This is a genomic window from Enterococcus sp. DIV0840 (assembly GCF_050527835.1).
GTDB lineage: Bacteria > Bacillota > Bacilli > Lactobacillales > Enterococcaceae > Enterococcus_L > Enterococcus_L ureasiticus.
In genome coordinates this window covers 3,023,277-3,050,259 of the sequence record NZ_CP172876.1, presented here as the reverse complement: position 1 = coordinate 3,050,259, position 26,983 = coordinate 3,023,277, and the positions used below count along the sequence as shown (strand labels likewise).

30 protein-coding genes, 1 pseudogene and 2 other annotated features are annotated in these 26,983 nt (G+C 35.6%); of the genes and pseudogenes, 26 read left to right on the top strand and 5 right to left on the bottom strand.

The features are described from left to right. Positions 1-105 precede the first annotated feature (105 nt). Positions 106-747 (bottom strand): amino acid ABC transporter permease, encoded by a 642-nt coding sequence (locus IGL98_RS14570; protein WP_206841660.1) that lies wholly within the window; start codon positions 745-747, stop codon positions 106-108. 70 nt (positions 748-817) lie between these two features. Further along, positions 818-1,062, bottom strand: a binding site (T-box leader). Between the two features lie 95 nt (positions 1,063-1,157). Next, positions 1,158-1,388: a binding site (T-box leader), on the bottom strand. Between the two features lie 254 nt (positions 1,389-1,642). Here IGL98_RS14570 and IGL98_RS14565 point away from each other — a divergent pair. From IGL98_RS14565 to IGL98_RS14540, 6 genes are all read left to right on the top strand, one after another. After that, positions 1,643-2,365, top strand: coding sequence for a gamma-glutamyl-gamma-aminobutyrate hydrolase family protein (locus tag IGL98_RS14565; RefSeq protein ID WP_206911922.1), 723 nt, complete (start codon positions 1,643-1,645; stop codon positions 2,363-2,365). 35 nt (positions 2,366-2,400) lie between these two features. Next, positions 2,401-4,047: a peptide ABC transporter substrate-binding protein gene (locus IGL98_RS14560; protein WP_206841664.1), complete on the top strand. Its 1,647-nt coding sequence runs from the start codon at positions 2,401-2,403 to the stop codon at positions 4,045-4,047. Between the two features lie 258 nt (positions 4,048-4,305). Continuing rightward, positions 4,306-4,869, top strand: a complete 564-nt coding sequence (amaP, locus tag IGL98_RS14555) for an alkaline shock response membrane anchor protein AmaP (RefSeq protein ID WP_206841665.1) — start codon at positions 4,306-4,308, stop codon at positions 4,867-4,869. A gap of 13 nt (positions 4,870-4,882) precedes the next feature. After that, positions 4,883-5,098, top strand: coding sequence for a DUF2273 domain-containing protein (locus IGL98_RS14550; protein ID WP_206841666.1), 216 nt, complete (start codon positions 4,883-4,885; stop codon positions 5,096-5,098). A gap of 38 nt (positions 5,099-5,136) precedes the next feature. Further along, the gene (locus IGL98_RS14545) at positions 5,137-5,607 is read left to right on the top strand and encodes an Asp23/Gls24 family envelope stress response protein (protein WP_206841667.1); all 471 of its coding nucleotides are present in this window, start codon (positions 5,137-5,139) and stop codon (positions 5,605-5,607) included. 37 nt (positions 5,608-5,644) lie between these two features. Further along, positions 5,645-5,893 carry a GlsB/YeaQ/YmgE family stress response membrane protein gene (locus IGL98_RS14540; protein WP_069638886.1) on the top strand — a complete coding sequence of 83 codons (249 nt, stop codon included), beginning with the start codon at positions 5,645-5,647 and terminating at the stop codon, positions 5,891-5,893. Positions 5,894-5,964: 71 nt separating this feature from the next. On the opposite strand, the gene IGL98_RS14535 is transcribed toward IGL98_RS14540, so the two are convergent. After that, on the bottom strand, positions 5,965-6,285 hold the full coding sequence (locus IGL98_RS14535) for a DUF960 domain-containing protein (protein ID WP_069646433.1): 321 nt from the start codon (positions 6,283-6,285) through the stop codon (positions 5,965-5,967). A 170-nt stretch (positions 6,286-6,455) separates the two neighbouring features. Continuing rightward, positions 6,456-7,070 (bottom strand): 50S ribosomal protein L25/general stress protein Ctc, encoded by a 615-nt coding sequence (locus IGL98_RS14530; RefSeq protein ID WP_206841668.1) that lies wholly within the window; start codon positions 7,068-7,070, stop codon positions 6,456-6,458. 528 nt (positions 7,071-7,598) lie between these two features. Between IGL98_RS14530 and IGL98_RS14525 the strand changes: the two genes are divergently transcribed. Continuing rightward, positions 7,599-8,354 carry a 16S rRNA pseudouridine(516) synthase gene (locus IGL98_RS14525; protein ID WP_206841670.1) on the top strand — a complete coding sequence of 252 codons (756 nt, stop codon included), beginning with the start codon at positions 7,599-7,601 and terminating at the stop codon, positions 8,352-8,354. After that, positions 8,344-9,027: a YjjG family noncanonical pyrimidine nucleotidase gene (locus tag IGL98_RS14520; RefSeq protein ID WP_206841672.1), complete on the top strand. Its 684-nt coding sequence runs from the start codon at positions 8,344-8,346 to the stop codon at positions 9,025-9,027. Before IGL98_RS14525 ends, IGL98_RS14520 begins: the two co-directional genes overlap by 11 nt. Before the next feature lie 223 nt (positions 9,028-9,250). Here the strand turns inward: IGL98_RS14520 and IGL98_RS14515 are convergent. Then, positions 9,251-9,298, bottom strand: a pseudogene (locus IGL98_RS14515) (hypothetical protein); the annotation flags it as partial. 7 nt (positions 9,299-9,305) lie between these two features. Next, positions 9,306-9,536 (bottom strand): GNAT family N-acetyltransferase, encoded by a 231-nt coding sequence (locus IGL98_RS14510; protein ID WP_242596321.1) that lies wholly within the window; start codon positions 9,534-9,536, stop codon positions 9,306-9,308. A gap of 144 nt (positions 9,537-9,680) precedes the next feature. On the opposite strand from IGL98_RS14510, the gene udk reads away from it, so the two are divergent. The 18 genes from udk (at position 9,681) to IGL98_RS14420 (ending at position 26,979) form a co-directional block, all read left to right on the top strand. After that, positions 9,681-10,310, top strand: a complete 630-nt coding sequence (gene udk, locus IGL98_RS14505) for a uridine kinase (RefSeq protein ID WP_206841674.1) — start codon at positions 9,681-9,683, stop codon at positions 10,308-10,310. Between the two features lie 178 nt (positions 10,311-10,488). Further along, positions 10,489-11,157, top strand: coding sequence for a response regulator transcription factor (locus IGL98_RS14500; protein ID WP_206841676.1), 669 nt, complete (start codon positions 10,489-10,491; stop codon positions 11,155-11,157). Continuing rightward, positions 11,148-12,245 (top strand): sensor histidine kinase, encoded by a 1,098-nt coding sequence (locus IGL98_RS14495; RefSeq protein WP_206841678.1) that lies wholly within the window; start codon positions 11,148-11,150, stop codon positions 12,243-12,245. The genes IGL98_RS14500 and IGL98_RS14495 overlap by 10 nt, the downstream gene beginning before the upstream one ends. A gap of 56 nt (positions 12,246-12,301) precedes the next feature. Next, positions 12,302-13,645, top strand: coding sequence for an ABC transporter permease (locus IGL98_RS14490; protein WP_206841680.1), 1,344 nt, complete (start codon positions 12,302-12,304; stop codon positions 13,643-13,645). A 47-nt stretch (positions 13,646-13,692) separates the two neighbouring features. After that, on the top strand, positions 13,693-14,319 hold the full coding sequence (locus tag IGL98_RS14485; RefSeq protein WP_339099573.1) for an ATP-binding cassette domain-containing protein: 627 nt from the start codon (positions 13,693-13,695) through the stop codon (positions 14,317-14,319). Between the two features lie 99 nt (positions 14,320-14,418). Beyond that, on the top strand, positions 14,419-15,903 hold the full coding sequence (locus tag IGL98_RS14480; RefSeq protein ID WP_206841682.1) for an ABC transporter permease: 1,485 nt from the start codon (positions 14,419-14,421) through the stop codon (positions 15,901-15,903). Positions 15,904-15,915: 12 nt separating this feature from the next. Next, entirely contained in the window at positions 15,916-16,590 is a 675-nt protein-coding gene (locus IGL98_RS14475; RefSeq protein ID WP_206841684.1) for an ABC transporter ATP-binding protein, read from the top strand. Beyond that, on the top strand, positions 16,583-18,061 hold the full coding sequence (locus IGL98_RS14470) for a PASTA domain-containing protein (protein WP_206911921.1): 1,479 nt from the start codon (positions 16,583-16,585) through the stop codon (positions 18,059-18,061). The genes IGL98_RS14475 and IGL98_RS14470 overlap by 8 nt, the downstream gene beginning before the upstream one ends. Before the next feature lie 526 nt (positions 18,062-18,587). After that, positions 18,588-18,929, top strand: a complete 342-nt coding sequence (locus IGL98_RS14465; protein ID WP_206841688.1) for a type II toxin-antitoxin system PemK/MazF family toxin — start codon at positions 18,588-18,590, stop codon at positions 18,927-18,929. Positions 18,930-19,195: 266 nt separating this feature from the next. Further along, positions 19,196-20,170 (top strand): Gfo/Idh/MocA family protein, encoded by a 975-nt coding sequence (locus IGL98_RS14460; RefSeq protein WP_206841690.1) that lies wholly within the window; start codon positions 19,196-19,198, stop codon positions 20,168-20,170. Between the two features lie 557 nt (positions 20,171-20,727). Next, positions 20,728-22,596, top strand: a complete 1,869-nt coding sequence (locus IGL98_RS14455) for a BglG family transcription antiterminator (RefSeq protein ID WP_206841692.1) — start codon at positions 20,728-20,730, stop codon at positions 22,594-22,596. 5 nt (positions 22,597-22,601) lie between these two features. Then, entirely contained in the window at positions 22,602-22,940 is a 339-nt protein-coding gene (locus IGL98_RS14450; protein ID WP_206841695.1) for a PRD domain-containing protein, read from the top strand. Between the two features lie 58 nt (positions 22,941-22,998). Further along, positions 22,999-23,352, top strand: a complete 354-nt coding sequence (locus IGL98_RS14445; RefSeq protein ID WP_206841698.1) for a glycine-rich SFCGS family protein — start codon at positions 22,999-23,001, stop codon at positions 23,350-23,352. A 26-nt stretch (positions 23,353-23,378) separates the two neighbouring features. Beyond that, entirely contained in the window at positions 23,379-23,753 is a 375-nt protein-coding gene (locus tag IGL98_RS14440; protein WP_206841700.1) for a DUF4312 family protein, read from the top strand. Continuing rightward, positions 23,754-24,536 carry a DUF4311 domain-containing protein gene (locus IGL98_RS14435; RefSeq protein WP_206841703.1) on the top strand — a complete coding sequence of 261 codons (783 nt, stop codon included), beginning with the start codon at positions 23,754-23,756 and terminating at the stop codon, positions 24,534-24,536. A 25-nt stretch (positions 24,537-24,561) separates the two neighbouring features. After that, a complete protein-coding gene (locus IGL98_RS14430) occupies positions 24,562-25,227 on the top strand; it encodes a DUF4310 family protein (RefSeq protein ID WP_206841704.1) in 666 nt (221 codons plus the stop codon). Between the two features lie 123 nt (positions 25,228-25,350). Further along, on the top strand, positions 25,351-26,670 hold the full coding sequence (locus IGL98_RS14425) for a PTS sugar transporter subunit IIC (protein ID WP_069646413.1): 1,320 nt from the start codon (positions 25,351-25,353) through the stop codon (positions 26,668-26,670). Positions 26,671-26,727: 57 nt separating this feature from the next. Then, positions 26,728-26,979 carry a hypothetical protein gene (locus tag IGL98_RS14420; protein WP_206841710.1) on the top strand — a complete coding sequence of 84 codons (252 nt, stop codon included), beginning with the start codon at positions 26,728-26,730 and terminating at the stop codon, positions 26,977-26,979. The last annotated feature ends 4 nt before the right edge of the window (positions 26,980-26,983 follow it).

The following is a 26,983-nucleotide window of genomic DNA, read 5'->3' as shown; positions in this document are numbered from 1 at the left end:
ATAGGAAATTATGAATGAGGTGCTTTTTGCCTCAATCATAATTTATCTTTTTCCCGAAGAGCTAGCCCGCGTAGCTAGACATGATATCTGGTAACAACGTTCAGCTTATTTATAATACTGATAGTGTTTTTCTAATTTTTTCGAAGCCAGAGTCAGCACAGCTGTCAATAATAGATAAATAACACCAACTAAAACTAATGGTAATAAACTAACATCCCGACTCATCGCAATTTTCCCTGCTCGTAATAAATCCCCTAAACCAAGTACATAAATCAAAGAAGTATCCTTAACCAAATTAATCACTTCATTACCAATAGAAGGTAATACGACTTTGATCACCTGAGGTAAAATAATCCTTGAAACGGTTTGAAATCGTGTTAAACGTAAAACTTTAGCTGCTTCATATTGCCCTTCAGGAATCGATTGAATCCCACCACGGAAAATTTCTGCAAAATAAGCTGCATAATTTAAAATAAAAGCGAATAAAGCTGCACCATATCGCTCAAAGACGATCCCAATCAATGGTAGTCCGTAAAAAACAAAAATAAGCTGCAATAATAATGGCGTTCCACGCATCAGCCAAATATAAATATTGATTAAAAAATTCAAGGGTTTAAAATTTGTCTGTAAGGCAAAAGCAACTAAGATCCCGAGTGGAATCGAGCCTAACAGTGTAAAAATAAATACTTTCAATGTCATGAGTGCGCCGTCTAATAAAGCCGGCATGATTTCTAAAACGTAGTTCATAATTTTTCCTCCAGTATTTTTAATTTTTTTTTTTCTAAGAGTAAACAAAAAATCCCCTTGGCTATATTGCCAAGAGGACGAAATAATCGTGGTTCCACCTCAATTTGTTAATACCTCACAGTATTAACCTCATGGAATCTTTACTAAGCTAAAGATTCTTTTCTGATAACGGAGAATGCCGCAGCTTCTTACTTGATTCAGAAGATGACTGAAACAGATGTGTTCATCAAAGGTCTCCAGCTTTTTTTCTCAGCGAATAAAAAAGTCTCTGTCAGGAAATGATCTGTGATTACTTGTTCTGTTTATACGTTTTGATTTTATTGATCAAAATGAGTGGGAAATGAATGTTATTTTGTATTAAGGTAACTACTGAAATTCATGAGTAAACAAAAAGTCCTCTGGCAATTAAGCCAAAGGACGTAAAATTCGTGGTTCCACCTTTTTTTATTATCGCTTCACAACGATAACCTCATGAAGTCATAGACTTCTAATGCTATAACGGGCATTCCCGAACTTTCCTACTAATTAGGTTCAAAAAGTTAACTCCCAGATGTGGTTCGCTTTATCGTTTAGTCTTTTTCCACCAGCCAAAGACTCTCTTCAATAAAAAATAAAGCTACTCTTCTGTTCTTTGTTTTTTATTACTTTACCACCAGTTTTTCTCCTTGTCAACAACTCTTTGTTTAGAAAATTCAGAAAATAAGGTGTTTTAAGCATAAAAGTAACCGATTAAGTGAAGTTGAGGTAAAATATAAATAGTTATTTCCTATTAAAAAGTAAGTAAATGGCGATAGGGAAAAACTATCGCACTGTTTCTATTTATACTATCCTTTCATATATATATCTGATAAACTATGTACAATTATTGTCGGAAAGTAAAAAGGAGTGGTGTTGATTGAGGCGGCCGATTATTGGAATTGCAGCAAATGAAATTGAAGATGCAGGAGCGCGGCTGTATCATTTATTGATTAGTTACACGCCTTGCGGTTATGTTAAAGCAGTTCAAAATGCTGGCGGCTTACCTATGGTTTTGCCAATTGGGTCTCCTGATTTGGCTAAGGATTATATCACACAGATCGATAAGTTGATTTTAGCTGGCGGACAGAATGTTTCACCAGCTTTATATGGTGAATCAATTCAAGTTGAAGAAGCTTCATTATCTGAAGAAAGAGATCGATTTGAGTTAGCATTGATTGAAGAAGCCATTGCACAAAAGAAACCGATTTTTGCAGTTTGTCGTGGGTTACAGCTGGTTAATGTAGCTTTGGGTGGTAGTTTATATCAAGATATCAGTCATTTGAATGGCACGAAAATCGCCCATATGCAAGTGCCAGTATCTAGAGAAATTCCTACACATCAGATCCACACAGAGGACACATGTATTTTACGTGAAATCTATGGTGAAAAAACGACTGTTAATTCATTTCATTTTCAAGCGGTAAAAAAATTAGCAAAAAAGCTAAAGGTTACAGCACTTAGTGAAGATGGCATCATTGAAGGGGTGGAAAGTAACGATTCAAGTCTAGCATTTTTAGGAGTGCAGTGGCATCCTGATTTTGCTTATGATCATTTAGAGCAAGAAATGGCTGTTTTTCGTTATGTCGTTGAAGAATTATAGAGTATCTAGCGTTTAAAAAGAGGAGGAATTAGGTAATGAAGAAAAAGTTTGGTGTTTTTGTATTGGCGGCGAGTTTGTTATTGACAGCTTGTAGTGGGGGCAAAGGGACAAGTTCATCTGGTGAAAAAACGGATGATGGAAAAACAGCTCAGACACAAGTGATCAAAGTTGCTTCTGGGGGAGAATTATCAACATTGGATAGCGCTCATTATACGGATGTTTACAGTTCAGATATGATCGGCCAAGTTGTTGAAGGTCTTTATCGAATGGATAAAAATCATGATCCTGAGTTGGCCGTTGCAGCGAGTGAACCGACTGTCAGTGATGATGGATTAGTTTACACATTCAAATTAAAAGAAACAAAATGGAGCAATGGTGATCCAGTTATAGCGGGCGATTTTGTTTCTTCATTTAGAAATGTTGTTGATCCAAGTTTTGGCTCAAGTAGTAGCAACCAAATGGATATTTTCAAAAATGGTCGAAAAATCCGTGAAGGACAAGCTAAATTGGACGAACTTGGTGTAAAAGCAATTGATGATCGAACCTTGGAAATGACACTGGAATACCCAATTCCTTATTTAGCACAAGTCTTAGTCGGAACCCCCTTTATGCCTAAAAACGAAAAATTCGTTAAAGAAAAAGGCGAAGCATATGGCACTTCAACGGATAATTTTGTTGGAAATGGTCCATTTGTGATCTCAGGTTGGGATGGTAACACAGAAAATTGGAAATTAACGAAAAACAAAGATTATTGGGATCAAAAAAATGTCAAATTAGATACGATCGATGTTCAAGTGGTCAAAGAAATCGGGACAGGAACGAATCTGTTTGATGCTGGTGATTTGGATTACACTGTTTTAGCAGATACCTATGCGCTCCAATATAAAGATTCACCTCAAGCACATTTTACACCTAAAGCAATGGTTGGTTATTTAAGTCCTAACCATAAACGAGAAGTAACGGGCAATGTAAATGCTCGTAAAGCGATTTTACAAGCCATCGATAAAGAAACATTTGCTAAAGATATTTTAGGGGATGGATCAACAGCAATCAATGGTTTTGTACCAAAAGACTTTGCAAAAGATCCTGAAACAGGAGAGGACTTCCGTAAAGAAAATGGCGATTTCCTTCCGTTTAATTTAAAAGCAGCACAAAAAAGCTGGGAAACAGCTAAGAAAGAGTTAGGCAAAGATGAAATCGAATTAGAATTACTTTCAGCTGATTCTGCACTTGCGAAAAAGACGATCGAGTATGTTCAAGGACAGTTGCAGCAAAATTTACCTGGGTTAAAAATTACGTTAAAATCAGTTCCATTACAAAATCGTTTGGACTTACAAACCGCTAGTAACTTTGACCTCGTTTTTGGGACATGGACGCCAGATTATGCTGATCCAATCAACTTCTTAGAATTCTATGATTCTAAGAGCGGTTTGAATACAGCGGGCTACAACAATCCTGAATATGATAAAGGCTTGAATGATGCCAGAATCACTTTAGCCAATGATCCAGAAAAACGTTGGGATAAATTGAAAGAATTAGAAGAAACGCTGATTGAAAAAGATGCGGCTGTTTTGCCACTTTACCAAGGAGCAATCGGTTATCTAAAAGCGGATCGATTAAAAGAACTACAAGTTTTTCCTTTTGGAAGAACGGTATCTTATCGTTTAGCTTATGTTGAATAACAGATAAAAAATGAAGAAGTAAGTGGATTTTTAAGATATTTATCTTAAAAATCCACTTTTTTTATTATTATTTATATGGGATCGATGAATACGTTTATACCAGTATTTATAGCGTATGAAATGCAGAGTAATAATAGAAAAATCCAACCAAGAGCATGCGTATCTTTTGTAATTGTCGGATAATGCGTTTAACATAAAATGTATAGACAGGAAAAAAATTTTTACAAAAGAACAAACAATGTTGGAGGGAGAAAATCTATGCGAGTGATCAAAGGAATTATTTCGTTATTGTTATTAGCTGGTATTTTTGGGATCGCCGGTTTATATTCTCAAATGGTGGATTTAGGCGTTGTGACGACGTTTTTCAATAATTTACTATTTCAATATGATTGGTTGTTTTATTTTTACCAAGTTGTTCTGTTTGTTTTATTAGCAGTCTTGTTGCTGACTTTTTTGATGGTTTTATTCAAACCAATTACCAAAAAGCAAATCCACATAAAAAAAGATACAGGACAGGTCAACTTGCCTTTGAATACACTGGAATCAATTGCTAGGTCTTCACTACATGGAATTGTAAATGTCAATGATGCACAGGTGAAAGTGAGATTGACCAAGAAACAAACAGCAGATGTAGAAGTCACGATAGCCGATGAGAAACAACAGCAGTTTTTAACTAGAGGGAAACAAATTCATGAATTGATCCCACAAGCTTTACAAAATATGGCAATGATTGAGACGAATAAAATAAACGTTATTTTCAAAAAGAAAAAAGTAGAATCGTCCTTGTTGCCAAGTGCCAAAAAAGAGTCACGTGTGGTTTAAAGGAGGAAGCATAGTGAAAAAACGAATGATAATAGCTCCTTACCGCAATCAAATTATATTCACCGTTTTAGCCGTTTTAATTGCCATCCTTTTGATGACAATTGGATTTTGGAAAACAGTTTTGCTTGTCGCTTTAACAGGAATCGGCTATTTTATTGGCAAAACGCAAGATGAAAAACGCTCTATCTCTTCAATTTTAGCTTCTATACAAGCTTTTTTTGAAAGGTAAAAATAAATTGAATCAAAATCAGAAAGGTTGAGAAGAAAATGGATAACAAAGCAAATGGAAACACAACTGAGGGAACAAACGTAAATGGGATCAAAACAAAATTAACATTTGACGACCAAGTCGTGAAAAAAATTGCTGGTATCGCCGTATCAGAAATCCCTGGTATTTTAGGATTGAGCGGAAATGCAATTACAAACTTGACCGACAAATTTACGAATGGAAACAACCCAACTAAAGGAATCAGTGCAGAAGTTGGAACAAAACAAGTAGCGATCGATTTAGATGTAATTGGGGAATATGGAAAAAATATTGCTCAAGTATTTGATACAGCAACTAAAAAAGTTGCCGATGAAGTAAAAAACATGACTGGTTTGGATGTTATTGAATTTAACATGAACGTAGATGATGTCATGTCAAAAGAACAGTATGAAGAAAAATTCGAAAACAAGAAAAAAGATGATAACGAAAATGATAAAAAACAAGAAAACAATACACGTGAATTACAATAATTTTTCGTTATATTTAAATTAGAGGAGGAAATTTATTATGTTAAGTTTTATTTGGTCATTGATCGTCGGTGGTGTACTAGGAGCCATTGCTGGAGCAATTTTAGGTAGAGATGTACCAGGTGGTGTAATTGGTAATATTATCGTTGGATTTATTGGTAGCTGGGTAGGTACGATGCTTTTAGGAAACTTCGGCCCGATTATCGGTGGTTTCCCAATTATTTCCGCACTGATCGGTGCAGTGATTTGTATTGCGATTTATTCGTTTATTGCGAAACGAATGGCATAAATAAAAAAAGTTCTGATAAGGTTGTTATAACTTATCAGAACTTTTTTATTTTGATGACTGAACTTTTTTTCCTATTCCAACATTTCTGCCGGCAGTAAAATCGTTTCTTTATTCCCATCATCAAAAGCGAAAACTTGAGATGGGTATTCTTCAGAATAAGGGAAAGGCAAGTCAACGGCCATTTGAACGTCGCTTATTTCTTGTGAGAAATGAACGGTTACTTTTCCGCCATTATCGATCAAATCAAAATATAACATATTCGTGAGTGGAATAACGCCTTTTAAATCCAAATCAATAATCAGCCAGATACTGTCGATCAAAGCGCTAGGTAGACTTTCAACCACTCCTAAAGAAGCATACCGACTACGTTCACTATCAAAACTTTCAACCATTTATATGACCTCCTTTATCAATCTAATAACAACAGTATACCTTATTTAGTAAAAACGCGCTTCTGTCATGTTTCATAAAAAAAGCAAGTAGAAAGCTTGCGATTCTTTGCAGTAAAAAAGAGACAAGGTCAAAAGACCTCATCTCCCTAAATTTATTTCTAAGCAACCATTTATTCTGGTTTTTCACCAATTACTGTAGGTTCAGCAGCTTCATCAGAACTTTCTTCTTCAGTTGCAGCTTTGGCTTCTGTAACGGCCACGATTTGCTCTTCACCATCAGTAATGATATCGTAATCTTTATTTTTTGCTAAATCAGCAACAGTAAGTGCATCGCCAATTGCAAGTTTAGTAATATCGACTTCTACACGTTCTGGTAATTTATCCGGAGTTGCTGAAACTAAAACATTATATAAGTTTTGTGTTAATTCGCCACCAGATTTCACACCAGCGGATTCGCCAACAAGAACGATTTCAGCTTCTACTTCAGTTGTTTCTTTCATGTTTACAGCTAGAAATTCGACATGTTTCATTTGATTTGTGAAAGTGTCCAATTGTGCTTTAAATAGCAATGTATTGATTTTTTTGCCACCAATAGTCATTGTGATTACGGCATTGGCACCATTATCTCGTAAAATTTTTGTTAATTCTTTTTGATCGACTGAAATGGGTGTACTTTCAATTTCATACCCATAAACGACGGCGGGAACTTGACCTGTGTGACGTAGTTGATTTCTTAGTGAACGCGGACGGACAGCTCTTTCTTTAACTTCTAATGATACTGACATAACCTAAATTCCTCCTTGATTTAAAAGCTGAGCGAGCTCTTTTAGTCTCAACTGATTTAAGAGAGACTAGCTCGTGAAGCTAGATAAATAAAATGAATTTATATTTGGTTATCTGCAAAACGCAACATGATGGAAAAAAGGAGTTTTGTTGACGCAGATTGTAAACATGTAAAAGCATAAACTTAGCTAAGGTTTTCCTGTTCAAATTTGAAACGAACAAGCAGCTTCTACAAACGAACTACAAAAACAAAAAATCCCGAATAATTGTGCACAATTATCCAGGGGAAAATTCCATATGATACCTTATTCTCTCCCAGGTCATTACGCTGTTTTTGAGAAACCTTATTCACTTTCTATATTAACCATAACGCGAATCCAAAGTTAAGTCAAGAGAAGTGAAAGAAGAAGGGACGTCTTTTAAATAGTACTTAAAGTTTTGTTTAAGAGTGAATGAACCGTTTTCTTATCCTGTTTTCTTTTCATTCTATAAAGTTTATACTAAAATGTTACTTGAAATGAGGAAAATAAATGCGCTTAGATAAATTATTAGAACAAGAAAAAATTGGATCGAGAAGGAAAGTCAAAGCTCTGATTCGCAGTAAACAAGTGACTGTTGATGGACAAGTCATGATGGATGAAAGTTTAAATGTAGATGCTACCTTGCAAGATATTATCGTTGGAGATAAAAAAATCCAACAACAAACCCACGTCTATTATATGCTGAACAAACCTCAAGGCGTTGTGACAGCAGTGAAAGATGCTCAGCATCAAACCGTCATTGATTTAATTAGGGCAAGTGATCAAAGAGCCGGGCTATATCCTATCGGTCGCTTAGATCGAGATACGGAAGGGTTACTCTTGATTACGGATAATGGCCAATTGGGTTATCAGTTATTGTTGCCACATAAAAAAGTTTCAAAGCGTTATGAAGTCGTCGTTAATGAACGTTTGACGGAGGTTGATTGTAAAGCATTTGCTGAAGGGATCGTATTTTCAGATGGTAAACAATGCAAGCCGGCTGAGCTCAGAATTTTGTCTTCAGAAAAAAATAAAAGTCATGCCCAGTTAGATATCACTGAAGGGAAATTTCATCAGGTCAAAAAAATGTTTTTATCTGTAGGGAAAAAAGTGATCTATCTAAAACGTTTGTCGATGGGACCGATCCAATTAGATCCAGGCCTTGGTTTAGGTGAATACCGTTCTTTAAATCAACAAGAATTACAGGCTTTACTGCCCTACTTTACCATTCATAAAAAAGAAAAGAGTGTGGAACATGAAATTTAAAACCTTATTATTTGATGTCGACGATACATTGCTAGATTTTCAATTAACAGAAAAAAAAGCATTACAGGCGCTTTTTCAAGAAGAAGAGCTAATTTTAACTGATGAAATAGAAGCAACTTATAAAAAAATCAACAGCCAATTATGGCGGGATTTCGAACAAGGAAAAACAGATAAAAAGACGATTACGGATACTCGTTTTAGTTTGTTATTTGCTCAGCTGAATAAAAAAGTGGACGGGAAAAAAATGGGAGAACAGTATCGCTATCATTTAAGTCAAGGCCATGATTTGCTAGGAAATAGTAAAGAAATTATTGGACGGCTTAAACCAGACTATGCGCTTTATATAGTTACAAACGGTGTAGCAAAAACGCAATATCAGCGTTTGAATGATTCGAACATGACTTCTTTTTTCAACGATATTTTTGTTTCAGAAGAAGTAGGGTATCAAAAACCAATGAAGGAATATTTTGATTATGTTTTTGAACGAATTCCAAGTTTTGAGCGGGAAAAAACACTGATCGTTGGTGATTCACTAGCTTCAGATATTCTGGGGGGGAATTTAGCTGAGATTCAGACTCTGTGGTTAAATCCGTCGAAACAACCAGCAACACAAGCGATTCAACCGACTTATGAAATCAGTCGGTTAGACGATATTTTTAGTGTTTTGGACTAATAAAAATAGTGATCAAGAGTAGGTTCAAAATCTCTTGATCACTATTTTTTACTGTTTACACATCAATACTCAATCGTACCATATCTTTCAAAACAAGCTTGTTTTCGATAATTTCTTTTTCATAATGACGTAGGAAAAAATCACGATCAATACTTGTCATACGAAAGCCACATTTTTGATAGAGATATAATTGTCCAAAGCTAGTGCTTCCAGTACCGATTTCTACTGTTTTGTACCGATTATTTTTAGCATGAGCTAATGCAAATTGAATTAATTTTTCACCAAATCCCCTGTTTTTGAAATTTTTCAGAGACAGCGATGTTGACGATTTCTAGGGTTTCAGGACGAGTGGGTAGCAAGACTAAAATACCGACAATCATTTCGTTGAAAATAGCTTCAAAACACAAGCCGCGTTTTACATACTCTTCTATCAAATGCTTATCTGGATCAGCTGATAATAATAAATCATAGTGTGCTATTTGAAGCTCTTGAATTTCATTAATCCTCATACTATTAACTCCCTTCTGGTGTATCTGTCAAAAAATCGACAGATTTAAAAAATAAATGGATAAAATTGTAGCTTTCTTGCTCGTTTCTATTATAATAGAAAAAGGTTAACATGACTATTACATACAAGAGAGAGGTTTCGTTGAATGAAAAATACTCAACCAATCGTGATTGGTGTTACTGGTGGTTCCGGTAGTGGAAAGACCAGTGTCAGTCGGGCGATTTTCAATCATTTTCCCAATCATTCGATCATGATGTTGGAACAAGATTCTTATTATAAAGATCAAAGCCATTTGAGTTTTGAAGAAAGATTAAAAACGAATTATGATCATCCGTTTGCATTTGATACGGATTTGTTGATTGAGCATTTGCAACAATTAATAAGCTATCAAACAATTGAAAAACCTGTGTATGATTATGTTGCACATACAAGAAGTTCAGATGTCATTATTCAAGAACCAAAAGAGGTTATTATTTTAGAAGGTATTCTGATTTTAGAAGATATCCGTTTACGAGAGCTGATGGACATTAAATTGTACGTGGACACAGATGATGATATCCGTATCATTCGTAGAATCAAACGTGATATGGAAGAGCGAGGAAGAACTCTTGATTCTGTTATTGAACAGTATCTGAATGTTGTAAAGCCAATGTATCATCAGTTTATCGAACCCACGAAACGTTATGCAGATGTGATTGTTCCAGAAGGCGGAGAAAATCATGTAGCTATTGATTTGATTACAACTAAAGTGGCAAGTATTTTAAATGAAGTATAAATAGATGAAAAATAAAAAATCAGCAATTGTATTGAAGTGTCTCAAATACAATTGCTGATTTTTTTGTTATTTTATTTTAATTTAAAAAATGAAATATAGACAAATCATTCTTAGGTATAGTATCTTATGAGATAACTATTGACGGGTGTATCAGTTATCGTAGAGAGGAACCTATTGGATGAGAATTTTAATTATCGAGGATAATCGTGAACTGGCACTATCAGTTCAAAAGGGTTTAGAACGAGAAAAATTTTTAGTAGATCTAGCATTTTCTGGTCTTGAAGGAGAAGAAAAGGCCTATGTCAATAACTATGACGCTATTTTATTAGACTTGAATTTGCCAGATAAAGATGGATTATCTATCTTGAATTTTTTAAGAGATTCGGACATTGGCACGCCTATTATTATTACTACAGCTAGGGACGAAATCGAAGAAAGAGCCAAGGGACTTGACTTTGGCGCAGATGATTATTTAGTCAAACCGTTTGAATTATTGGAATTAGTTGCCCGCATTCGTGCGGTTATTCGGCGTTTCCATGGTCGGACATCACCTCATATCCAAATCAATCAGTTAATGATCGATCCTGTGAAGCGTTTTGTTCGTTATAGGGAAACAGAAATCGTGTTAAAACCAAAAGAATTTGATATTTTACTATGCATTGCCCAACAATATCCAGCGGTAGTTTCCACAGAGATGATAGCTGAACATGTTTATGACGAAAACTTTGATCCATTTTCTTCTGTTTTGCGTGTTCATATTGCCCGTCTAAAAAAACAACTTGCCCAAGCATCAGGAAAAGAGTTACTTAAAACCATTCGGGCGAAAGGATATCAATTATGCGAGTGAATTTTAAAATTAGTTTGACCGTATTAACCTTTGCGTTTTTTGTTATTTTGATTATCAGTGGTGGATTTTTTGCAGTGAAAAGTAACTGGAGTTCACTCCAGATAGGTCAGTCAATCGGTTCAGCTGTATATGTTGTGAATGATGCAAATTCAACAATTGCTCAAGAAAAACCGATAACAAGTATTGAACTTAGAACATCTGAATTAGTTAGTACGCAAACGCTAGATGATATTTATGTAAATAGTTTATCCAAGTATTTGCCAATGATTATTTTAGCAGTGTGTTCAGCCATTTTAGTGCTGACTATGACATTATGGTTTGTTTTACGGCGGATTTATACGAAGCAAATGGTTTCGATCATCCATGATTTACAGTTTCTAGAAAAATTTTCAGAAGATAAAGTTGAAGATAAATCAGTCGCTAAAGCATTTAAACAACTAAAAGATAAATTTGATGGGAATTTAGATGACTATAAAAGACTAAGTAGTTATCTTACTCATGAACAGAAAAATGCCATTGCGATTTTACGAGCTAATTTAGAACTAGAGCAAAACGAAACGGGTAATCTGCATATTCTAGATCGTCTGACGGATAGTATAGATGATATTTTAACTCTTTCAAACAGTACGGAAGAGGTGATGAGTGAACAAGTTGATGTTTCACTGATTTGTGCAGAAGTGTGTGATACATACCGCAAAAGTTACCCACAGCTTACATTTTCTTTCGATGAAATCAAATCGACATTGATCATAGGTAAAAACCGTTGGATCTATCGAGCAGTATCAAATTTAGTAGATAATGCAATCAAATATGGTAATGGTAACCCCATAGAAGTTGCTGTTAATAACAAAAAAGGCAGTGTTATTGTTGAAATCAAAGATCATGGAAAAGGGATTGATCCTGAAGTTCATGCAACTATTTTTAATCATAATTATCGAATAAATGGGCTCAAACAAGATGGTTACGGTATTGGATTATCAGTGGTGTCTCATGTTTGTGACTTATGCCAGGGCTTTGTTTATGTTGAAAGTAAAAAAAATCAAGGCTCAACTTTTTTTCTATCATTTCCACAAATCATTGAAAGTTAACATTCAGTTAACAATTGATTTGGTATTGTAGTATCAAGGAAGGGGAGAGCAAGAACATGTTCGTCTTTAAACATGCTTTCTTAAATCTTAGAAGACACATTTGGAATTATTTACTAGTCGGTATCATGTTGTTTCTTTTGATTTTAGGAACAATGGTTACAAATACCATTTATACTTCTGCTAAATTATTTACAAAAAATTATAGCAAAAAGTTTATGACTGTAGTAACGATTCTAGAGCCAGATTTAAGTAATTCAATGCATGAAGAAAAACTAACAAAAGAACAGTATATCAAATTTGGAGAGTCTAAGTACGTAACTGGAATAAAAATGATCGGCAATGTTCCGATTTCATTTGAAACATTAAAACCAGTCGGAATCACTAGTTCAGATCAGTTTCAAAAGATTGAGGGGGCCAAAACTAATTATGGCCAAGCAATAACGAATTGGATAGGGGCTGAACCAGAGACGCTTGTAAAAATGCTCGCGGATAGTGGAATGGAAATCAATGAAGGAAGTACGGACCTAAAACAAAATGAATGCTTTGTCAGTAGCGCGTTTGCTCAGCTGAATCAGCTTAAAATAGGCGATTCGATTGAAGTGGCTTTAACAGGAAATCAAGATACTGAGAAACAAACATTGGTTGTTGCCGGAATGTATCAACCTAAAGAACAAGTTCAATCATCTGATGGAGCCAGTCCGCTTGTGAGTTATCAAGGGAATGATATTTTTACGAGTTGGGAAACACTGAATAGTATGAAAAATTTTGGTTATTCAGGTCATAACAGCGTATCGTATGAACTAAAAAGTATGGATGACTTTGATAAATTTTTAAGCGAGATGAAAGCAAAAGGGTTGCCAAGTGATTATCAAGTGATAACAAATGAAGCAAAAAAGAATTTGATTTTAAGTCCAGTTAATGGAGTAAGAACATTGGCAGGAACGATTCTGTTAGGTTTCTTGATTTTCGGGAACTTTTGGTTGGCATTATTTTCAGTTCGGAAGTTTAGAAAAAGTCAAACAGAGCTTTATGTGCTGCGCAATATCGGAATAACGAAACAGCAAATAATCAAAAGTCGAGTGACTGAGTTGATTATTGTTACGTGTGTTAGTTTTAGTTTAGCATCCGTGATTGCAAAATGGTTCGTGCAACCAATTGCTGATTGGCAATTAGTAAATCAAAAACGACTGATGGGAAATATTGATCAGCTATCTAATCTAATGGATGGCGAACAAAATGAATCCATACTATCTATTCCTATGTTGATGAATGCTCATTCTTTTATCACTATACTTGGAATGACCAGTTTATTCTTGATTACGATCATTTCCATTGATATCTATAAACTTTTCAAATTTAAACCAATTGATTTTTTGTTAGAAAGGAACGTAGACGAGTGATGATTCTCTCTCTTAAAAAGATAGTATATACGAATAAGAAGAACGATGTGACTGTTTTGAATGATATAACGATCGATTTTTCATTGGGGAAAGTTTATGGGATTTTAGGAAAACAGGGAGCAGGAAAAACCACCTTGCTAGCGCTAATTGCAGGATTAGATACCGTTGATTCCGGCACAATTCTTTTTAAAAACCAAAACCTTGAGAATATAGATCGAGACAATTATCGCAGGCAAGAAATAGGTACTGTTTTTCAATACTACAATGTTCTTTCAAATGAGACCGCTTTGACGACACTAAAACTTTGTAAGTCAAACACTGTTCCAAAAGGAAATAGCTATTTTTATGAAGCACTGAAGAAAGTTGGAATTGACGAAAAGGTAGCAAACCAAAAAATCAAAAAAATAGCTGTTTCTAATCAGCAACGGGTGTATTTGGCAAAAGCAATAATTAATGATCCTGAAATCGTTTTGATTGATGAACCTGCTGCGTCATTAAGTGAACTTTCATTAGAAATGATCATGGAGTACATACGTATATATGCAAAAAATGAAAATAAATGTGTCGTTATCAGCTCACAATCAAAAGCGATTGCTGAATATGTTGACGAATTATGGGGATTGAATGGTGGGAAGCTATCATTTATCAAAGACAATATAGAAAATCAGCTTTAGCGGATACAACTCAATTGTTTTTATTGATTTGACTGAATAGTGTAATGATATCTAGCTAAGCTGATTTTTCATTGTTTTTTTAGTAGGAAGGAAGAATATATGAATTATTGGAATCGAGCACTGTGCAGTGTTGTAAGAAGAAAAGGGAAATCAGTTATTTTATTTGCAGTTATTTTTATATTAGGTAATGTTATTGCAGGATCAATTGCTATTCAGCAATCCACGGCAAATGTCGAAAAGAAAATCAAACATGATTTAGGTGCCACTGTTAGTGTTGAAATGGACTATGAGAAGATGATGGAAGAAGGTCAATCTTTTTCACCAACAGCGTTAAAGGTAGATGAGGTTAAAAAATTAGGTGAGTCTACATATGTAAAGGAATTTGATTACAACGTGAAGACAACTCTTTTTGTAAAAAAAATCAAAACTTACGAAATGGAAAATGCTACGACGATTGGCGGTATGCCAAAAAGCGTGACTCTTAAAGGCAATAATTTGCTAGAACCATTGGATTTTAAAGATAAAAAGGTGAATTTAGTTGACGGCCGAACGTTTAAACAAGAGGAAATCAACAATGGAAAAGATGTTGCGATCATCTCAAAGAAATTTGCAGAAGCAAATGGTTTTAATGTTGGAGACAAGGTCGTTTTAGATAGCTCAGTTATGGATTATAAACAAGATGGATCAACAGAAGAGTTAGCTTCTCAAGATCATCCAGTCGAGATTATTGGTATATTTGAACCTACAAGTGTTGAAAAGAAAAAATCGGATGGAAAAGATCAAAAAGGTGGTATACAAGAGCAATTCATGGAAACAGAGCAATTTAATACGATATACATGCCAAATGATGCTGTTATGAATATTAACAAAGTAGAATTCGAAAAAGGAAAAGAATTAATCCCAGATCGCTATAAAAAAGCTGACGGTACAGCTATGTCAGTTGAAGATATGAATCAAATCACTCCTGTATATGTACTAAAATCTCCAGAAGATATTGAAGCCTTCAAAGAAGAAGCAAAATCAGCGGTTCCAGAAGGATATAAATTAACTGCTTCAAGTGATCAGTATGATCAAGTGGGCGGAACGTTCAAAAAGATGTCTCAAATTTCTGGTTATGTAGTACTTCTAGCAATTGGAGCAACATTATTGATCATTTCATTAGTCGTAATTCTCTTCTTGCGGGACCGTAAGCATGAACTAGGAATTTATCTATCATTGGGAGAAACAAGAGCGAAAGTAATGCAACAGATTCTGATTGAATTGTTGCTTATCAGTTTAGTTGCTATGTGTTTATCTTTAATTACAGGGAATATTCTTGGGAAAATGGTCTCAGAATCTTTGATTGCCAGTGATGCATTCTCGCAAACGAGTGATGCAGCCAGTCAAGGTGGCGCGATGATGGTTGGTGGCGGAATGAATACACCAACATTAACAACGGAAGATGTTTCAAATGCTTATGAAGTGAAATTTTCAATTAGTTATATCGTGACTTTCTTGATTGCAGGATTAAGCACAGTACTTTTATCTGCGGTTCTACCTTTGGCGTATGTCTTACGGTTGAATCCAAAGAAAATCATGATGTAGGAGGAAACCAATATGACAATTTTACAAGCAAAAAACGTGAGCTATTTTTACCAAGATGGAGACAAACGACGAATGATCCTACACGATACATCGATTAATTTTGATCAAGGACAATTTTATACGATCTTAGGTCAATCTGGTTCAGGGAAAACGACGTTTCTTTCTTTAATTAGTGCATTGGATGAGCCTAAATCGGGCGAAGTATTATACAAGGGGCAGAATATCAAAGAAATTGGGCTGGAAAAATATCGTAGAGATGATATAAGCATTATTTTTCAAAGTTACAATTTAGTTCCTTATTTAACTGCATTGGAAAATGTTTTAGTGGCAATGTCGATTACAGACAATGATATGCCTGATGATAATCGTGAAGTAGCCTATAATTTATTGGATTATATTGGCATCAATAAAGCTAAAGCAGATCGTCTGGTTGGTCAATTATCCGGTGGGGAACAGCAGCGTGTGGCAATTGCTAGAGCTTTAGCAACGAATGTTGACATTATTCTTGCTGATGAACCGACTGGAAACTTAGATGAACGAATGGAGCAGGAAATTGTCGATATCTTTAAAGATTTGGCTGAAACACATAATAAATGTGTGATTGTTGTTACCCATTCCAATGAAATAGCGAAACAATCTGATAAAACCTATTTTCTTAAGCAAGGTGAGTTGATGCTGAATGAGTGATTTTTTATCTAATTTCAATAAATCAAATTATGATAATACAAAAGAAAAAAAGACGCGGGACGACTCTGATAAAACTGAACCGATAAAACAGGAATCGGAAAATTTGTCGTCAGCTGAACCGATTGACAAAAAGACAAACGAAACACAACCAAAGATTGGGCCAACTAATGTGTCTGAACCAAAGGAAACTAAACCAGAACAAGAAACAATCCCTTCAACTCGAAGAAGTCAGACAGATGATGGAACAGAAATAGACCCGACCTATCATAAAAAAAGGAAGCAAAAATTTTTACTGATCGGAGTAGGGACCTTCGTAGCACTTTGTATCCTATATTTTGGTTATTACCAAATGACACATGTTGCACTCCCTGATTTTGCTGGAAAAGATTTAGCTGAAGCACGGACTTGGGCAACTGAAAATAAAGTCAAGTTAAAAGTAGATCAAAGCTACAGTAAAAAGATAGAAGCGAACAAAGTGATTTCGCAAAAAGCAAAAAAAGGGAGTAAAATAAAAAAAGGTGCTGAACTAAAGATTGAAGCAAGTTTAGGCGCTGATCCAGAAGAAAAATTGACCTTGCCAGATTTTATGACGATGAAAAAAACAGAAGTAGAAAGCTGGATCAAGGAGAATAAAGCAGAAAATATTTCTTTGATCGACGAATATAGTGATACCTTGGAAAAAGGTAAAGCTGACCGCTTTGAAATCGTTAATAAAGAAGTAACAAAAGAAAATTACAAACGCAAAGATAAAGCCAATATGTATTATTCTAAAGGCAAAGAAACCTTTGAGAAAAACATTTCTGTCCCTGATTTTACGAAAAAAATGAAGACGGAAGTTGAAAGCTGGGCTAAAACAAATGATATAAAAGTGACCTATGAAGAAGCTAGCTCAGCAGATATTCCAGCAGAAAGTATTATTTCTCAAAGCATTGCTAAAGATCAAAAAGTTGCTAAAAAAGATAGTTTAACTGTGACGGTATCATTAGGTAAAGGCTATAATGTTCCTAACTTTGCTGACTATTCACAAGAAGAAGCAGGGACTGCTGTCGATGGATTAACAATCCAAGCTAAAAGTGTCTTTACGAATAATGTTCCATATGGTCAATTGATTTCTCAAAGTGTCGAAGCGGGAACCCAGTTAACAAGTAAAGATGATTTGAAAGTAAAAGTCTACTATTCTGCTGGACAGCCTTATCTTAAAGACTTAAGAGGAAATACTGTAGAGGGAGACTTGCAAAAGCAATTTTATGACGAATTTCAATCGAAAGGAGCCAATATTCAATATACGATCAGATATGTTGACTCTGTAGAACCTAAAGGTACAGTTGTGGGGATGAGTGCTTATAATTTATATGTACCATTGGAGTACACGGTGGCTTTAGATATCAGCTTAGGTAATTTAGAAGGTGCATCTAATCAAACGCCGAAAAAAGATTCTGGGAATGAAAAAGACTCAAAAGAAATGCCTTAATAATCTAGAAAAATAATGATAAAAGAAGAAATCAGACAAGTGTTTTGGCCTGGTTTCTTTTTTTGACAAGATAATGAAATAAGAATTTGATGAGAACGGATACTTCGGTTTAGACTGTGGCTAAACAAAGTTCTTTTTTTTTAAATAATTAATTTATACATAAAATCTATTTATGATAGAAATAGGAAAATATATGGTTTGATTTTAATGATTGGTATTTGTTCTTTTTTTAAATGTGTAACTATGATAATCCGACTTTGTTTGAATTTATAGAGAGTTATATCTGAATTCTGATTTAAATTCATGATGTTTTTTTGTTAAATATGATAATTAATAAAGAAATGTTTGATTGAAATTTACATTTTTGGAATAAAATATATTATGTCTTTTTTTCTCATGAAATCCTTTTTTTACAGAGATTATCAAAGTTTTCAGGGATTGGTATAAATTTTTGAAAAATATTACTGGAAAAGCATGATATAATTTACACGAAAGAGTTTTTTTAGATTAGGGGTGATAAAGTATTATGATGCGAAGGGGAGAAATCTTTTATGCAAATCTCTCACCTGTTGTTGGTTCGGAGCAAGGAGGAATTAGACCGGTATTGATTATTCAAAATAATAAGGGGAACTTATTTAGTCCAACGTTGATTGTTGCACCCATTACTAGGAATGTGAATAAGAAAATGCAGCCGACACAGGTCAAGGTGGATATACCTCATGACGACCGTATGACACCGTCATTAGTATTACTAGAACAAATCCGAACGTTGGATAAAGAACGAATCCTTCACAAAATTTGTCAGTTAGAAGAAGACGATATGCTGAAGGTCAATCAAGCACTGAAAATAAGTATTGGTATTCGTTAAGCGGGAGTAGTACATAGGTAAAGATATACATAAATATTCGCAAACAACGGATTAAAAAAAATCGTGGTACGATTAGACTAAACGATTCGCGAATATGCTTTTTGAAAATTGAAGATTAACTAGAGCCTAAAATAAAACTGAAAATGGTTTTTGATTTAGGCTCTAGTTTTAGTCCCCTTATTCAGGTAGTAGGGCTGTACTCGAAAAGAATTCTTTTGAAGTTTTTAGAATTAATCGCTATAGTAGAGTCAAAGGAGTCGATAAGGATGGAGAAAGTTCGTTATGGTATTTTAAGTACAGCTCAAATTGTTCCTAGGTTTGTAGAAGGGATCAAAAAAAGTACTGTAGGGGAAGTGACGGCAATCGCATCACGTACTTTTGATAAAGCTGCGAAGATGGCAGAAGAATTGAATATTCCAAAAGCTTACGGTAGTTATGAAGAATTATGTAAGGACGAGGAAATCGATATTGTCTATTTGGCTACCTATAATAAAGGTCATTATGAAGCAGCGAAAATGGCGTTGGCATATAAGAAACATGTTTTGGTTGAAAAGCCATTTACTCTGAAATTAGCTCAAGCAGAAGAATTATTTGACATAGCAGAAAAAAATGGCTGTTTCTTGATGGAAGCACAAAAATCTGTTTTTCTACCAATCAGTTTACAAGTAAAAAAAGCGATTCAGCAAAATAAAATTGGTGAAGTACACTGGTTGCAATCAGTGACTTCGTATCCTAATGTCGATCATATCAGTTGGTTTCATTCATTAGATGCTGGAGGTGGAACACTGCATGGTTCAGGTAGCTATCCGTTGCAGTACATGCAATTTATTCTGGATCAACCAATTGTCGAATATCATGGCAGTTCTACAAGGCGAAAAGGTGAAACAGATGATCAGGTAAATCTGTCTTTGAAGTTTCAAAATCAAGCACTAGGCACTATTTTTATCTCTGTGAAAGTAGATATTCCAAGTAAGATGACAATTTATGGCGAACTGGGGCGTATAGAAATTCCGTATTTCTGGAAAACTAGGCAAGCAACGATTTATTATGAAGATGGCAGGCAAGAGATACTATCAGGTGAGTTTGACAGTGAATTTATTTTTGAAGTGGAGCATGTCAATGAATGCTTGCAAAATCATTTGTTAGAAAGTCCTATTATGACCAAAAAAATGACAGTAGATACTGTAAGCTTGGTGGATCACTTCTATACTGAGTGGCTGGAAGAGGATGCTAAATCATAAAGATATTGCAATCAGAGCACATCTATGTTAAAGTTATCCTCATGCGACGAGTTGACTCAATCAGATAGCTTCGGCTGTTCCGTTTTGACGGCTAGTGATTGACAAAACAACAGAGGCACATATGTTAAATCATACCTACCGGATGTAGGCGTGTCGGATAAATATTTTTGTGGAGAAGATGTTATCTATTTATTTTTATAAATACTGTGGCAAAAAAGAAGACTTCGGTCTTCTTTTTTGTTGTGAATTGAAGCGTAACATTAAATCTGTCGTACTGTTATATTAAACTGTTTATTAGATTGTTTCACTAGTTGGTGCAATAAGAATTCAATAATGGATAATTTTTATTGCACTAAGAAAAAATAGTGATAAACCTTGTATTTATGCTTTGAATTCTTATAGAGAGCTTTATAAAATAACGATTTTTGGAATACAAAGTTTCTAAATAAAATAGTATACTAAGAAAGTTGCACTTGTGTAAGTGCAACTTTTTTGTGTTGTTATGCAATAAAAATCAAGCTATAGTTCAAGTGTAAGGAAAGAAAGTTGGTGAGTATATGTCATTGCACTTATCAAAACGGGAAATAAAAATCTTGTTGTTGCTTTTAGATTTAGAAGACAGCGTCACGACAAAAGAATTAGCAGAAACCTTCCATGTTAGTGTGCGGACAATCAAATATGATTTAGAAAATGTACGTGATTGGTTCAAAGAGCAAAACGTTTTGCTTCAGACGCGCCGTAATAAAGGAATTTGGCTAGAGATACCTGATTCAGAACGATTGACCTTGAAAAATGAAATTATTGAAGTAGAACGATTCGAAACCTATCCGGATCAGGAGTTGCGAGTAAATCAATTGATTTTCCGCTTATTATTAGCCTCCAAATGTTTAACTTCCCAGAAATTGGCAGAGGATCTACAAGTCAGCAGAAATACGATCATCAGCGATTTAGATCGTGTAGAAGAATTGATCCAAACGTATGGTTTGGTACTAAATCGCCAAAGCCGTCAGGGGTTTTCGATCATTGGTGAAGAAAGTAAAATCCGATTGTTGATGGAATACATCACACAAAAAGAAATAACGGAATATGATATTTACCAGATCATGAGCTATTTTGTCCAATCTGGCCAGCAGAAAAAAATGCAGGAAGTTCATGTAGGCGTCAATACGATTTTTCAAAAAATCTATCAAGTTGCTTTAAAGGAAATGACAGGTCTTTTAGATCCGTCTTTGTTCGATCAATTTAATTATGCTGAAATTCTTTCGATCACCCTAAGAGTAGCGATTGCAGCTTCAAGAATGCAACTCCATCATACAGTTGGCGGTTATAAAATGCTGACAAATCAAAAAGTACTACAGCAAAAGCAAGAATTACCGTTTTTATTGATGAAAAAAGTCTTTGATCATTATGAGTTACCACTTTTAGCAGATGAATATTTCTATATTTACAGTGACGTGTTTGTTGCCAATAATCAACAAGATATCGTCGGATTGACAGAAGAGCTGATCAAAGATGTATCAGAAGAAATCAATTTTCCTTTTTATAGAGATCGTCAGCTATTTACGAATCTTTTTGCTCATTTATCCTTACGTTTAACAAAGAAGCACCTTTTTATAAATGAATATAATCCTTTTGTTGATGATATCAAGGCGAAGTATCCGCAATTATTTTCAGCAATTCAACTCGCCAGTCAAAGTGATATCGTAGGATCGGCATTATTGATCAATGATTCGTTTATTGCCTATATTGCCTTGCACTTTTTAGTGGCTTATGAAAAAAATCTCCATGAAGTCAATGTTGTGAGAATCGTATATGTGTGTTCAACAGGTCTAGGTGTGACAAGTTTGATCGAACAGAAAATTCTAGAAGAGGTTTCAAATGTTGAAATTGCTGGATTTGCCTCCGTTTTAAATGCTGTGGATGTAATAGAAGAAAAAAATCCGGATTTGGTTTTGAGTATTTTTCCGATCGAAATCGTTAATCGTCCTTTTGTTAAAGTGAATCCGCTACCTACAGAAGCAGATATTCACAGCATCCAAGAAGAAGTCAATAAAATTTTGACGCATACTAAAACGGGTAAAGTTCCACGTTTGATTCCACGTCAGCAAGTTAAGGAAAAACAAGGGATCGAAGCGGAAAGTCGAGATATTCTTGTACGTACCTATGTGATCTATGAAGAATTACTGAAGGCGTTCGCTGAAAAATTGACGCAAGAATATAAAGAAGCGTTTTTGCTTCATGTGATGTTGATGGTTCATCGAATCACGTTTAACAGTCAATATGAGAATGAAGGCAATATCGTAAAAGAAACATTATTGGCTCAGCAAGAATTAGTGGAGCAAATTGAACGGATTTTTGCAAAAAATGATCTAATGGTTAATCAAGCAGAAATTACTGCTTTATTGAATTATATAAGAGAGGAGTAATATGCATGAAGTTAAATGAGGATGCTCAAAAAATCATTGACGAAAGTCCGAATAAAGTCGAGTTAGAAGCCGCACTCGAGCAAATCAGTGGATTGTTGGAGGAACAAGCGATTCAACCGACTGAATTACAATGGACGATCTTGATCAATCACGTCAATGAAATGATTAAACGCTCGGTCGCTGGAGAAAAAATGTCTGGTGTTGATCCGATAATGTTTGAAGAAGTGTCGAAAGAGGCATTAACGATTGCTGATAAAGTTGTTCAGCATATTGGAAATCTACCACAAGATGAAATGTATGTATTATCAATTCATTTTGAAGCAGCAAGACAAAATGAAGTTTAGTAAGAAAAATTGAAGTATGGACTATCAGTCTATAAATAAAAAAATGGAGGAATAAATTATGATAACAGTAGTAATCGCAGATCGCTTAGGTAAAGGTCAAAATGTTGCAAAAGGGGTAGAGGCAGCAGGCGGCAAAGCAGTTGTCGTTCCAGGTATGGGGGCAGATATGCGTTTAGGAGACGTAATGCAACAAGAAAGTGCAGATTTAGGCATTTCATTTTGCGGAAGCGGCGGCGCAGGCGCTTTAACAGCTGCCACAAAATATGGTTATCCAGAACGTCACGGTATGCGCTCGATCGACGAAGGCGTAACGGCAATCAATGATGGGAAAACAGTTTTAGGTTTTGGGTTTATGGATCAAGAAGAATTAGGGAAGCGTATAGTGGAAGCGTATCTGAAAAAGAACGCCTAAGCATTAAAACTGGAGGGGGAAACCAAATGGAAAAAGTAACAATTAAAAAGCGTCAGGTCATTCAGGTCGAAGGAACAGGGAAAGAAAAAAATCTGGCTTTCGCCAATGCGCTGAATCAAATTCATAATCGTGTATTAAAGGAAAAAAATGATGTGATCGTCCGAATTGAACCATTGGATATTCAGATTGTAAGAGCAGAACAAGAAACATTTACGGAACGCTTTTTATTTTTCTTTCTACCTCGCACACGTGCGGATTATCGTGTATTGTTGGATGTTGAAGTTGAGATCACGCTGATTGAGATGGAAACGGTCCCGTTTGTAGAAAAAAGAGTTACTGATCCTAATGGTCTTCCTATCCCTTTTGGAAAGAAAAAAAGAATGCATAAGGAGGCAAATTAGATGGATGTTTTAGTCGTTTTACTCAAGTCATTATTGATTGGGGGATTAGTTGGATTTGCAGCAGGAGCAGGAGCTGCAAGAATGTTCCATGCGCCAAGTACACAAGGCTTAGGTGCTTTTAGAACATTAGGTGAAATGAATGCATGTGAAGGAGATGCGGCCAGTCATTTTTCATTTGGATTAGGCTTCTTCTTTAATGCTTGGGCATCAACCGTTGGAGCTGGGGCATTTACCCAAGATGTGGATCATCGTGTTATTCCCAACTGGGCAGCTGCGGCATTATTAGTAAAAAATAAAAATGTTGCTGAAACGATGCACAACCCTAAGAAAATGGGGATCTCAGGTGCAGTCGTAGGGATGTTGGTTGTGGCTTTCTTGAATACGACGGCATCCGCAATTCCAGAGTCGTTACAAGTGACAGCAATTGCTGTTTTAGTACCCGCAGCAAACCTTTTGATCAACACTGTAATGCCAGTTTTATTCTGGTTAGCAGCAATTGATGCTGGGAAACGTTCTGGTCTTTGGGCAACGATTTTTGGAGGTCTTGCAACGATGATCATGGGCAATGCTGTTCCTGGTGTGGTTTTAGGGATTTTAATCGGTAAAGGAGTCGATGAAATCGGCTGGAATAAAGTAACGAAAAGCATGATGGCATCAGTTATTCTATTATTTGTATTGAGTGCCTTTTTCCGTGGCTTCGATTTGCAAATGATCGAAAGCTTCCGCTTACAAATTCCTGGTTGGCTGGAAAACATGCATGATGTCTTCAGCATTGGTAAATAATTAAAGAGAAAGAGAGGGAACTATAATGGAAGAAACTTTGGAATTAGAAGGAAAAAAGAATTTTTGGTTTGCTGATTGGTCATTTCCGATTTTAGTTGGATTGTTGTCAGCGGGTGTTTTTGCTGGAACGCATATGTATTTTGTTTATGGCGTTGGGGCGTTTAATGAAGTGGCAATCGTTGCAATGTTAAAAGCTGGAATGGATGGCGGTTCATATGGTGCTGCTGCAGCATTTGGGGCTAGTTTCTTATTTGCTCGTATTTTAGAAGGGTCGTTAGTTGGTATTTTAGATATTGGCGGTGCGATTTTAACAGGGGTCGGTATTGGGGTTCCAGCAATTCTTTTGAGTATGGGAATTGAAGCACCACTTACAAATTTTAGTCTTTCGTTATTAACAGGTATGCTTCTTGGCGTAGTTATCGGTGGGATTATCGTGATGATTCGTAAGTTTACAATTAATCAGTCGAATTCTACATTTGGTGCAGATGTGATGATGGGGGCTGGGAATGCTTCCGGTCGTTTCCTAGGACCGTTGATTATTATCAGTGCTTGCGGCGCTTCAGCTCCGATTGGTATTGGTTCGATTATTGGTGCCGTGATTTTCTATGTATGGAAAAAACCAATTGCAGGTGGCGCGATTTTAGGCGCGATGATCTTTGGTGCAATATTCCCAGTTGATTTACCAAGTTAAAGGCGAATAAAGTTGCACTTTTCTTTTGAAAACCGTTTACATTATAATGTTACCATGTTATTATGAATGGGAAATAATTTGATTTTTTATTCATACTAATTTTTTGAACGGAGGACAAAAGAAATGAATGGTTTTGTGCAGTGGATGGAAGTAAAATTGATGCCGATCGCCAATAAATTTGGCTCTCAAAGACATATGACGGCAATTAGAAAGGGACTTATTGCAACAATGCCCTTGACGATCGTGGGTGCCTTTTTTACAGTATTTCAGAATATCCCGATCGATGCTTACATGAAGTTTATTGAGCCTTATCAGGCAGTTTTGGATATTCCATCACGATATACGATGGGGATTTTAGCTTTGTATGCAACCTTTGGGATTGCTTCTTCTTTAGCGACGAGTTATAAGTTGGACTCTTTAACATGCGGGATCTTAGCTGTTATGGCCTTTTTGGTAACAGCGGCGCCTCCAACACGGGTTTTTGAAGATGTCAAAGATGTTATTGGAGCTGGACGTTATATCAATTTGGCTAATATCGGTTCTGCTTCGTTGTTTGGTGCAATCGTTACAGCGCTCGTTTCTGTTGAAATTTATCGTTTCTTTATCCAAAAGAATATTACAATTAAAATGCCAGACGGTGTTCCGCCGGAAGTATCTAATTCCTTTATCGCGTTGATTCCAGGCGCTGTGATTTTATTACTATTTTGGGTGATTCGTCATGTTATTGGTTTTGATTTAAATGGTTTCTTGAGTACGTTATTGATGCCGCTAAAAGATACATTAGCCGGAAACAGCTTGTTTGGCGGGCTGCTTACCGTTTTCTTGATTTGTTTCTTCTGGGTATTAGGGATTCACGGGCCAGCAATTATGGGACCTGTTATCAGACCTTTCTGGGATATGTCAATTGCTGAAAATACGCTTGCTTTTCAAGAAGGCGCATCTGTTCATAACTTGCCAAATATTTTCACTGAACAATTTTTACAATGGTTTATCTGGATCGGCGGTGCGGGTACTACCTTAGCTTTAGTCGTTTTAATGATGTTTTCTAAATCAACATACTTGAAAAGTTTAGGACGTTTGTCCTTCTTGCCAGGATTATTCAATATTAATGAACCTGTGATTTTTGGTACACCGATCGTAATGAATCCGATTTTAGGGATTCCGTTTATCGTGGCGCCATTGATCACAACAACATTTTCTTACTTCTTAACTGTTACAAATGTGATTCCGATGATGGCGGCACGCTTACCGTTTGCCATACCTGCACCAGTCGCTGCTTGGATGAGTACAAACTGGAGTGTTCCAGCAGCACTTCTTGTCTGTGTCAATTTCGCGATTACTTTGGCGATCTACTACCCGTTCTTCAAAGTATACGAAAAACAACAGTTAGACAAAGAAGCAGAAGAATTAGCGGCTGAAAAGAAAGCGAAAGCAGCTGCATAAGTAAGAAAAAAGAGAGGGAGGGTAGTAGCGTTACTGCCCTCTTTGGTGATTAAGGTCATGTTAATTTGGTTCATCGTATTTTTTATTCTTAGTCAAGTAGTGATTGAAAGAAACTGGTTGCCAGAAAAATTTACTGATTTACGGTTGTTACATTTATGTATTGCTTCAATTGGGTTGATTTTTATTTCGATTGTCATTGGAATTTTAGTTAAACAACCTATATTTATAGTAGGAACCGTCACTATTTTTTGCAGCTCAGTTATCTCTTGGAAATATAGAAATAAATTCGACCATATAAAGCGAGGGTAAAAGG

Excerpts from the sequence above, each read along its gene's own strand:
- IGL98_RS14570 (WP_206841660.1), bottom strand. The coding sequence starts at position 747 with ATGAACTACGTTTTAGAAATCATGCCGGCTTTATTAGACGGCGCACTC.
- IGL98_RS14560 (WP_206841664.1), top strand. The coding sequence starts at position 2,401 with ATGAAGAAAAAGTTTGGTGTTTTTGTATTGGCGGCGAGTTTGTTATTG.
- amaP (WP_206841665.1), top strand. The coding sequence starts at position 4,306 with ATGCGAGTGATCAAAGGAATTATTTCGTTATTGTTATTAGCTGGTATT.
- IGL98_RS14545 (WP_206841667.1), top strand. The coding sequence starts at position 5,137 with ATGGATAACAAAGCAAATGGAAACACAACTGAGGGAACAAACGTAAAT.
- IGL98_RS14540 (WP_069638886.1), top strand. The coding sequence starts at position 5,645 with ATGTTAAGTTTTATTTGGTCATTGATCGTCGGTGGTGTACTAGGAGCC.
- IGL98_RS14535 (WP_069646433.1), bottom strand. The coding sequence starts at position 6,285 with ATGGTTGAAAGTTTTGATAGTGAACGTAGTCGGTATGCTTCTTTAGGA.
- IGL98_RS14530 (WP_206841668.1), bottom strand. The coding sequence starts at position 7,070 with ATGTCAGTATCATTAGAAGTTAAAGAAAGAGCTGTCCGTCCGCGTTCA.
- IGL98_RS14525 (WP_206841670.1), top strand. The coding sequence starts at position 7,599 with ATGCGCTTAGATAAATTATTAGAACAAGAAAAAATTGGATCGAGAAGG.
- IGL98_RS14520 (WP_206841672.1), top strand. The coding sequence starts at position 8,344 with ATGAAATTTAAAACCTTATTATTTGATGTCGACGATACATTGCTAGAT.
- IGL98_RS14510 (WP_242596321.1), bottom strand. The coding sequence starts at position 9,536 with ATGAGGATTAATGAAATTCAAGAGCTTCAAATAGCACACTATGATTTA.
- udk (WP_206841674.1), top strand. The coding sequence starts at position 9,681 with ATGAAAAATACTCAACCAATCGTGATTGGTGTTACTGGTGGTTCCGGT.
- IGL98_RS14500 (WP_206841676.1), top strand. The coding sequence starts at position 10,489 with ATGAGAATTTTAATTATCGAGGATAATCGTGAACTGGCACTATCAGTT.
- IGL98_RS14495 (WP_206841678.1), top strand. The coding sequence starts at position 11,148 with ATGCGAGTGAATTTTAAAATTAGTTTGACCGTATTAACCTTTGCGTTT.
- IGL98_RS14490 (WP_206841680.1), top strand. The coding sequence starts at position 12,302 with ATGTTCGTCTTTAAACATGCTTTCTTAAATCTTAGAAGACACATTTGG.
- IGL98_RS14480 (WP_206841682.1), top strand. The coding sequence starts at position 14,419 with ATGAATTATTGGAATCGAGCACTGTGCAGTGTTGTAAGAAGAAAAGGG.
- IGL98_RS14475 (WP_206841684.1), top strand. The coding sequence starts at position 15,916 with ATGACAATTTTACAAGCAAAAAACGTGAGCTATTTTTACCAAGATGGA.
- IGL98_RS14470 (WP_206911921.1), top strand. The coding sequence starts at position 16,583 with ATGAGTGATTTTTTATCTAATTTCAATAAATCAAATTATGATAATACA.
- IGL98_RS14465 (WP_206841688.1), top strand. The coding sequence starts at position 18,588 with ATGATGCGAAGGGGAGAAATCTTTTATGCAAATCTCTCACCTGTTGTT.
- IGL98_RS14460 (WP_206841690.1), top strand. The coding sequence starts at position 19,196 with ATGGAGAAAGTTCGTTATGGTATTTTAAGTACAGCTCAAATTGTTCCT.
- IGL98_RS14455 (WP_206841692.1), top strand. The coding sequence starts at position 20,728 with ATGTCATTGCACTTATCAAAACGGGAAATAAAAATCTTGTTGTTGCTT.
- IGL98_RS14450 (WP_206841695.1), top strand. The coding sequence starts at position 22,602 with ATGAAGTTAAATGAGGATGCTCAAAAAATCATTGACGAAAGTCCGAAT.
- IGL98_RS14445 (WP_206841698.1), top strand. The coding sequence starts at position 22,999 with ATGATAACAGTAGTAATCGCAGATCGCTTAGGTAAAGGTCAAAATGTT.
- IGL98_RS14440 (WP_206841700.1), top strand. The coding sequence starts at position 23,379 with ATGGAAAAAGTAACAATTAAAAAGCGTCAGGTCATTCAGGTCGAAGGA.
- IGL98_RS14435 (WP_206841703.1), top strand. The coding sequence starts at position 23,754 with ATGGATGTTTTAGTCGTTTTACTCAAGTCATTATTGATTGGGGGATTA.
- IGL98_RS14430 (WP_206841704.1), top strand. The coding sequence starts at position 24,562 with ATGGAAGAAACTTTGGAATTAGAAGGAAAAAAGAATTTTTGGTTTGCT.
- IGL98_RS14425 (WP_069646413.1), top strand. The coding sequence starts at position 25,351 with ATGAATGGTTTTGTGCAGTGGATGGAAGTAAAATTGATGCCGATCGCC.
- IGL98_RS14420 (WP_206841710.1), top strand. The coding sequence starts at position 26,728 with ATGTTAATTTGGTTCATCGTATTTTTTATTCTTAGTCAAGTAGTGATT.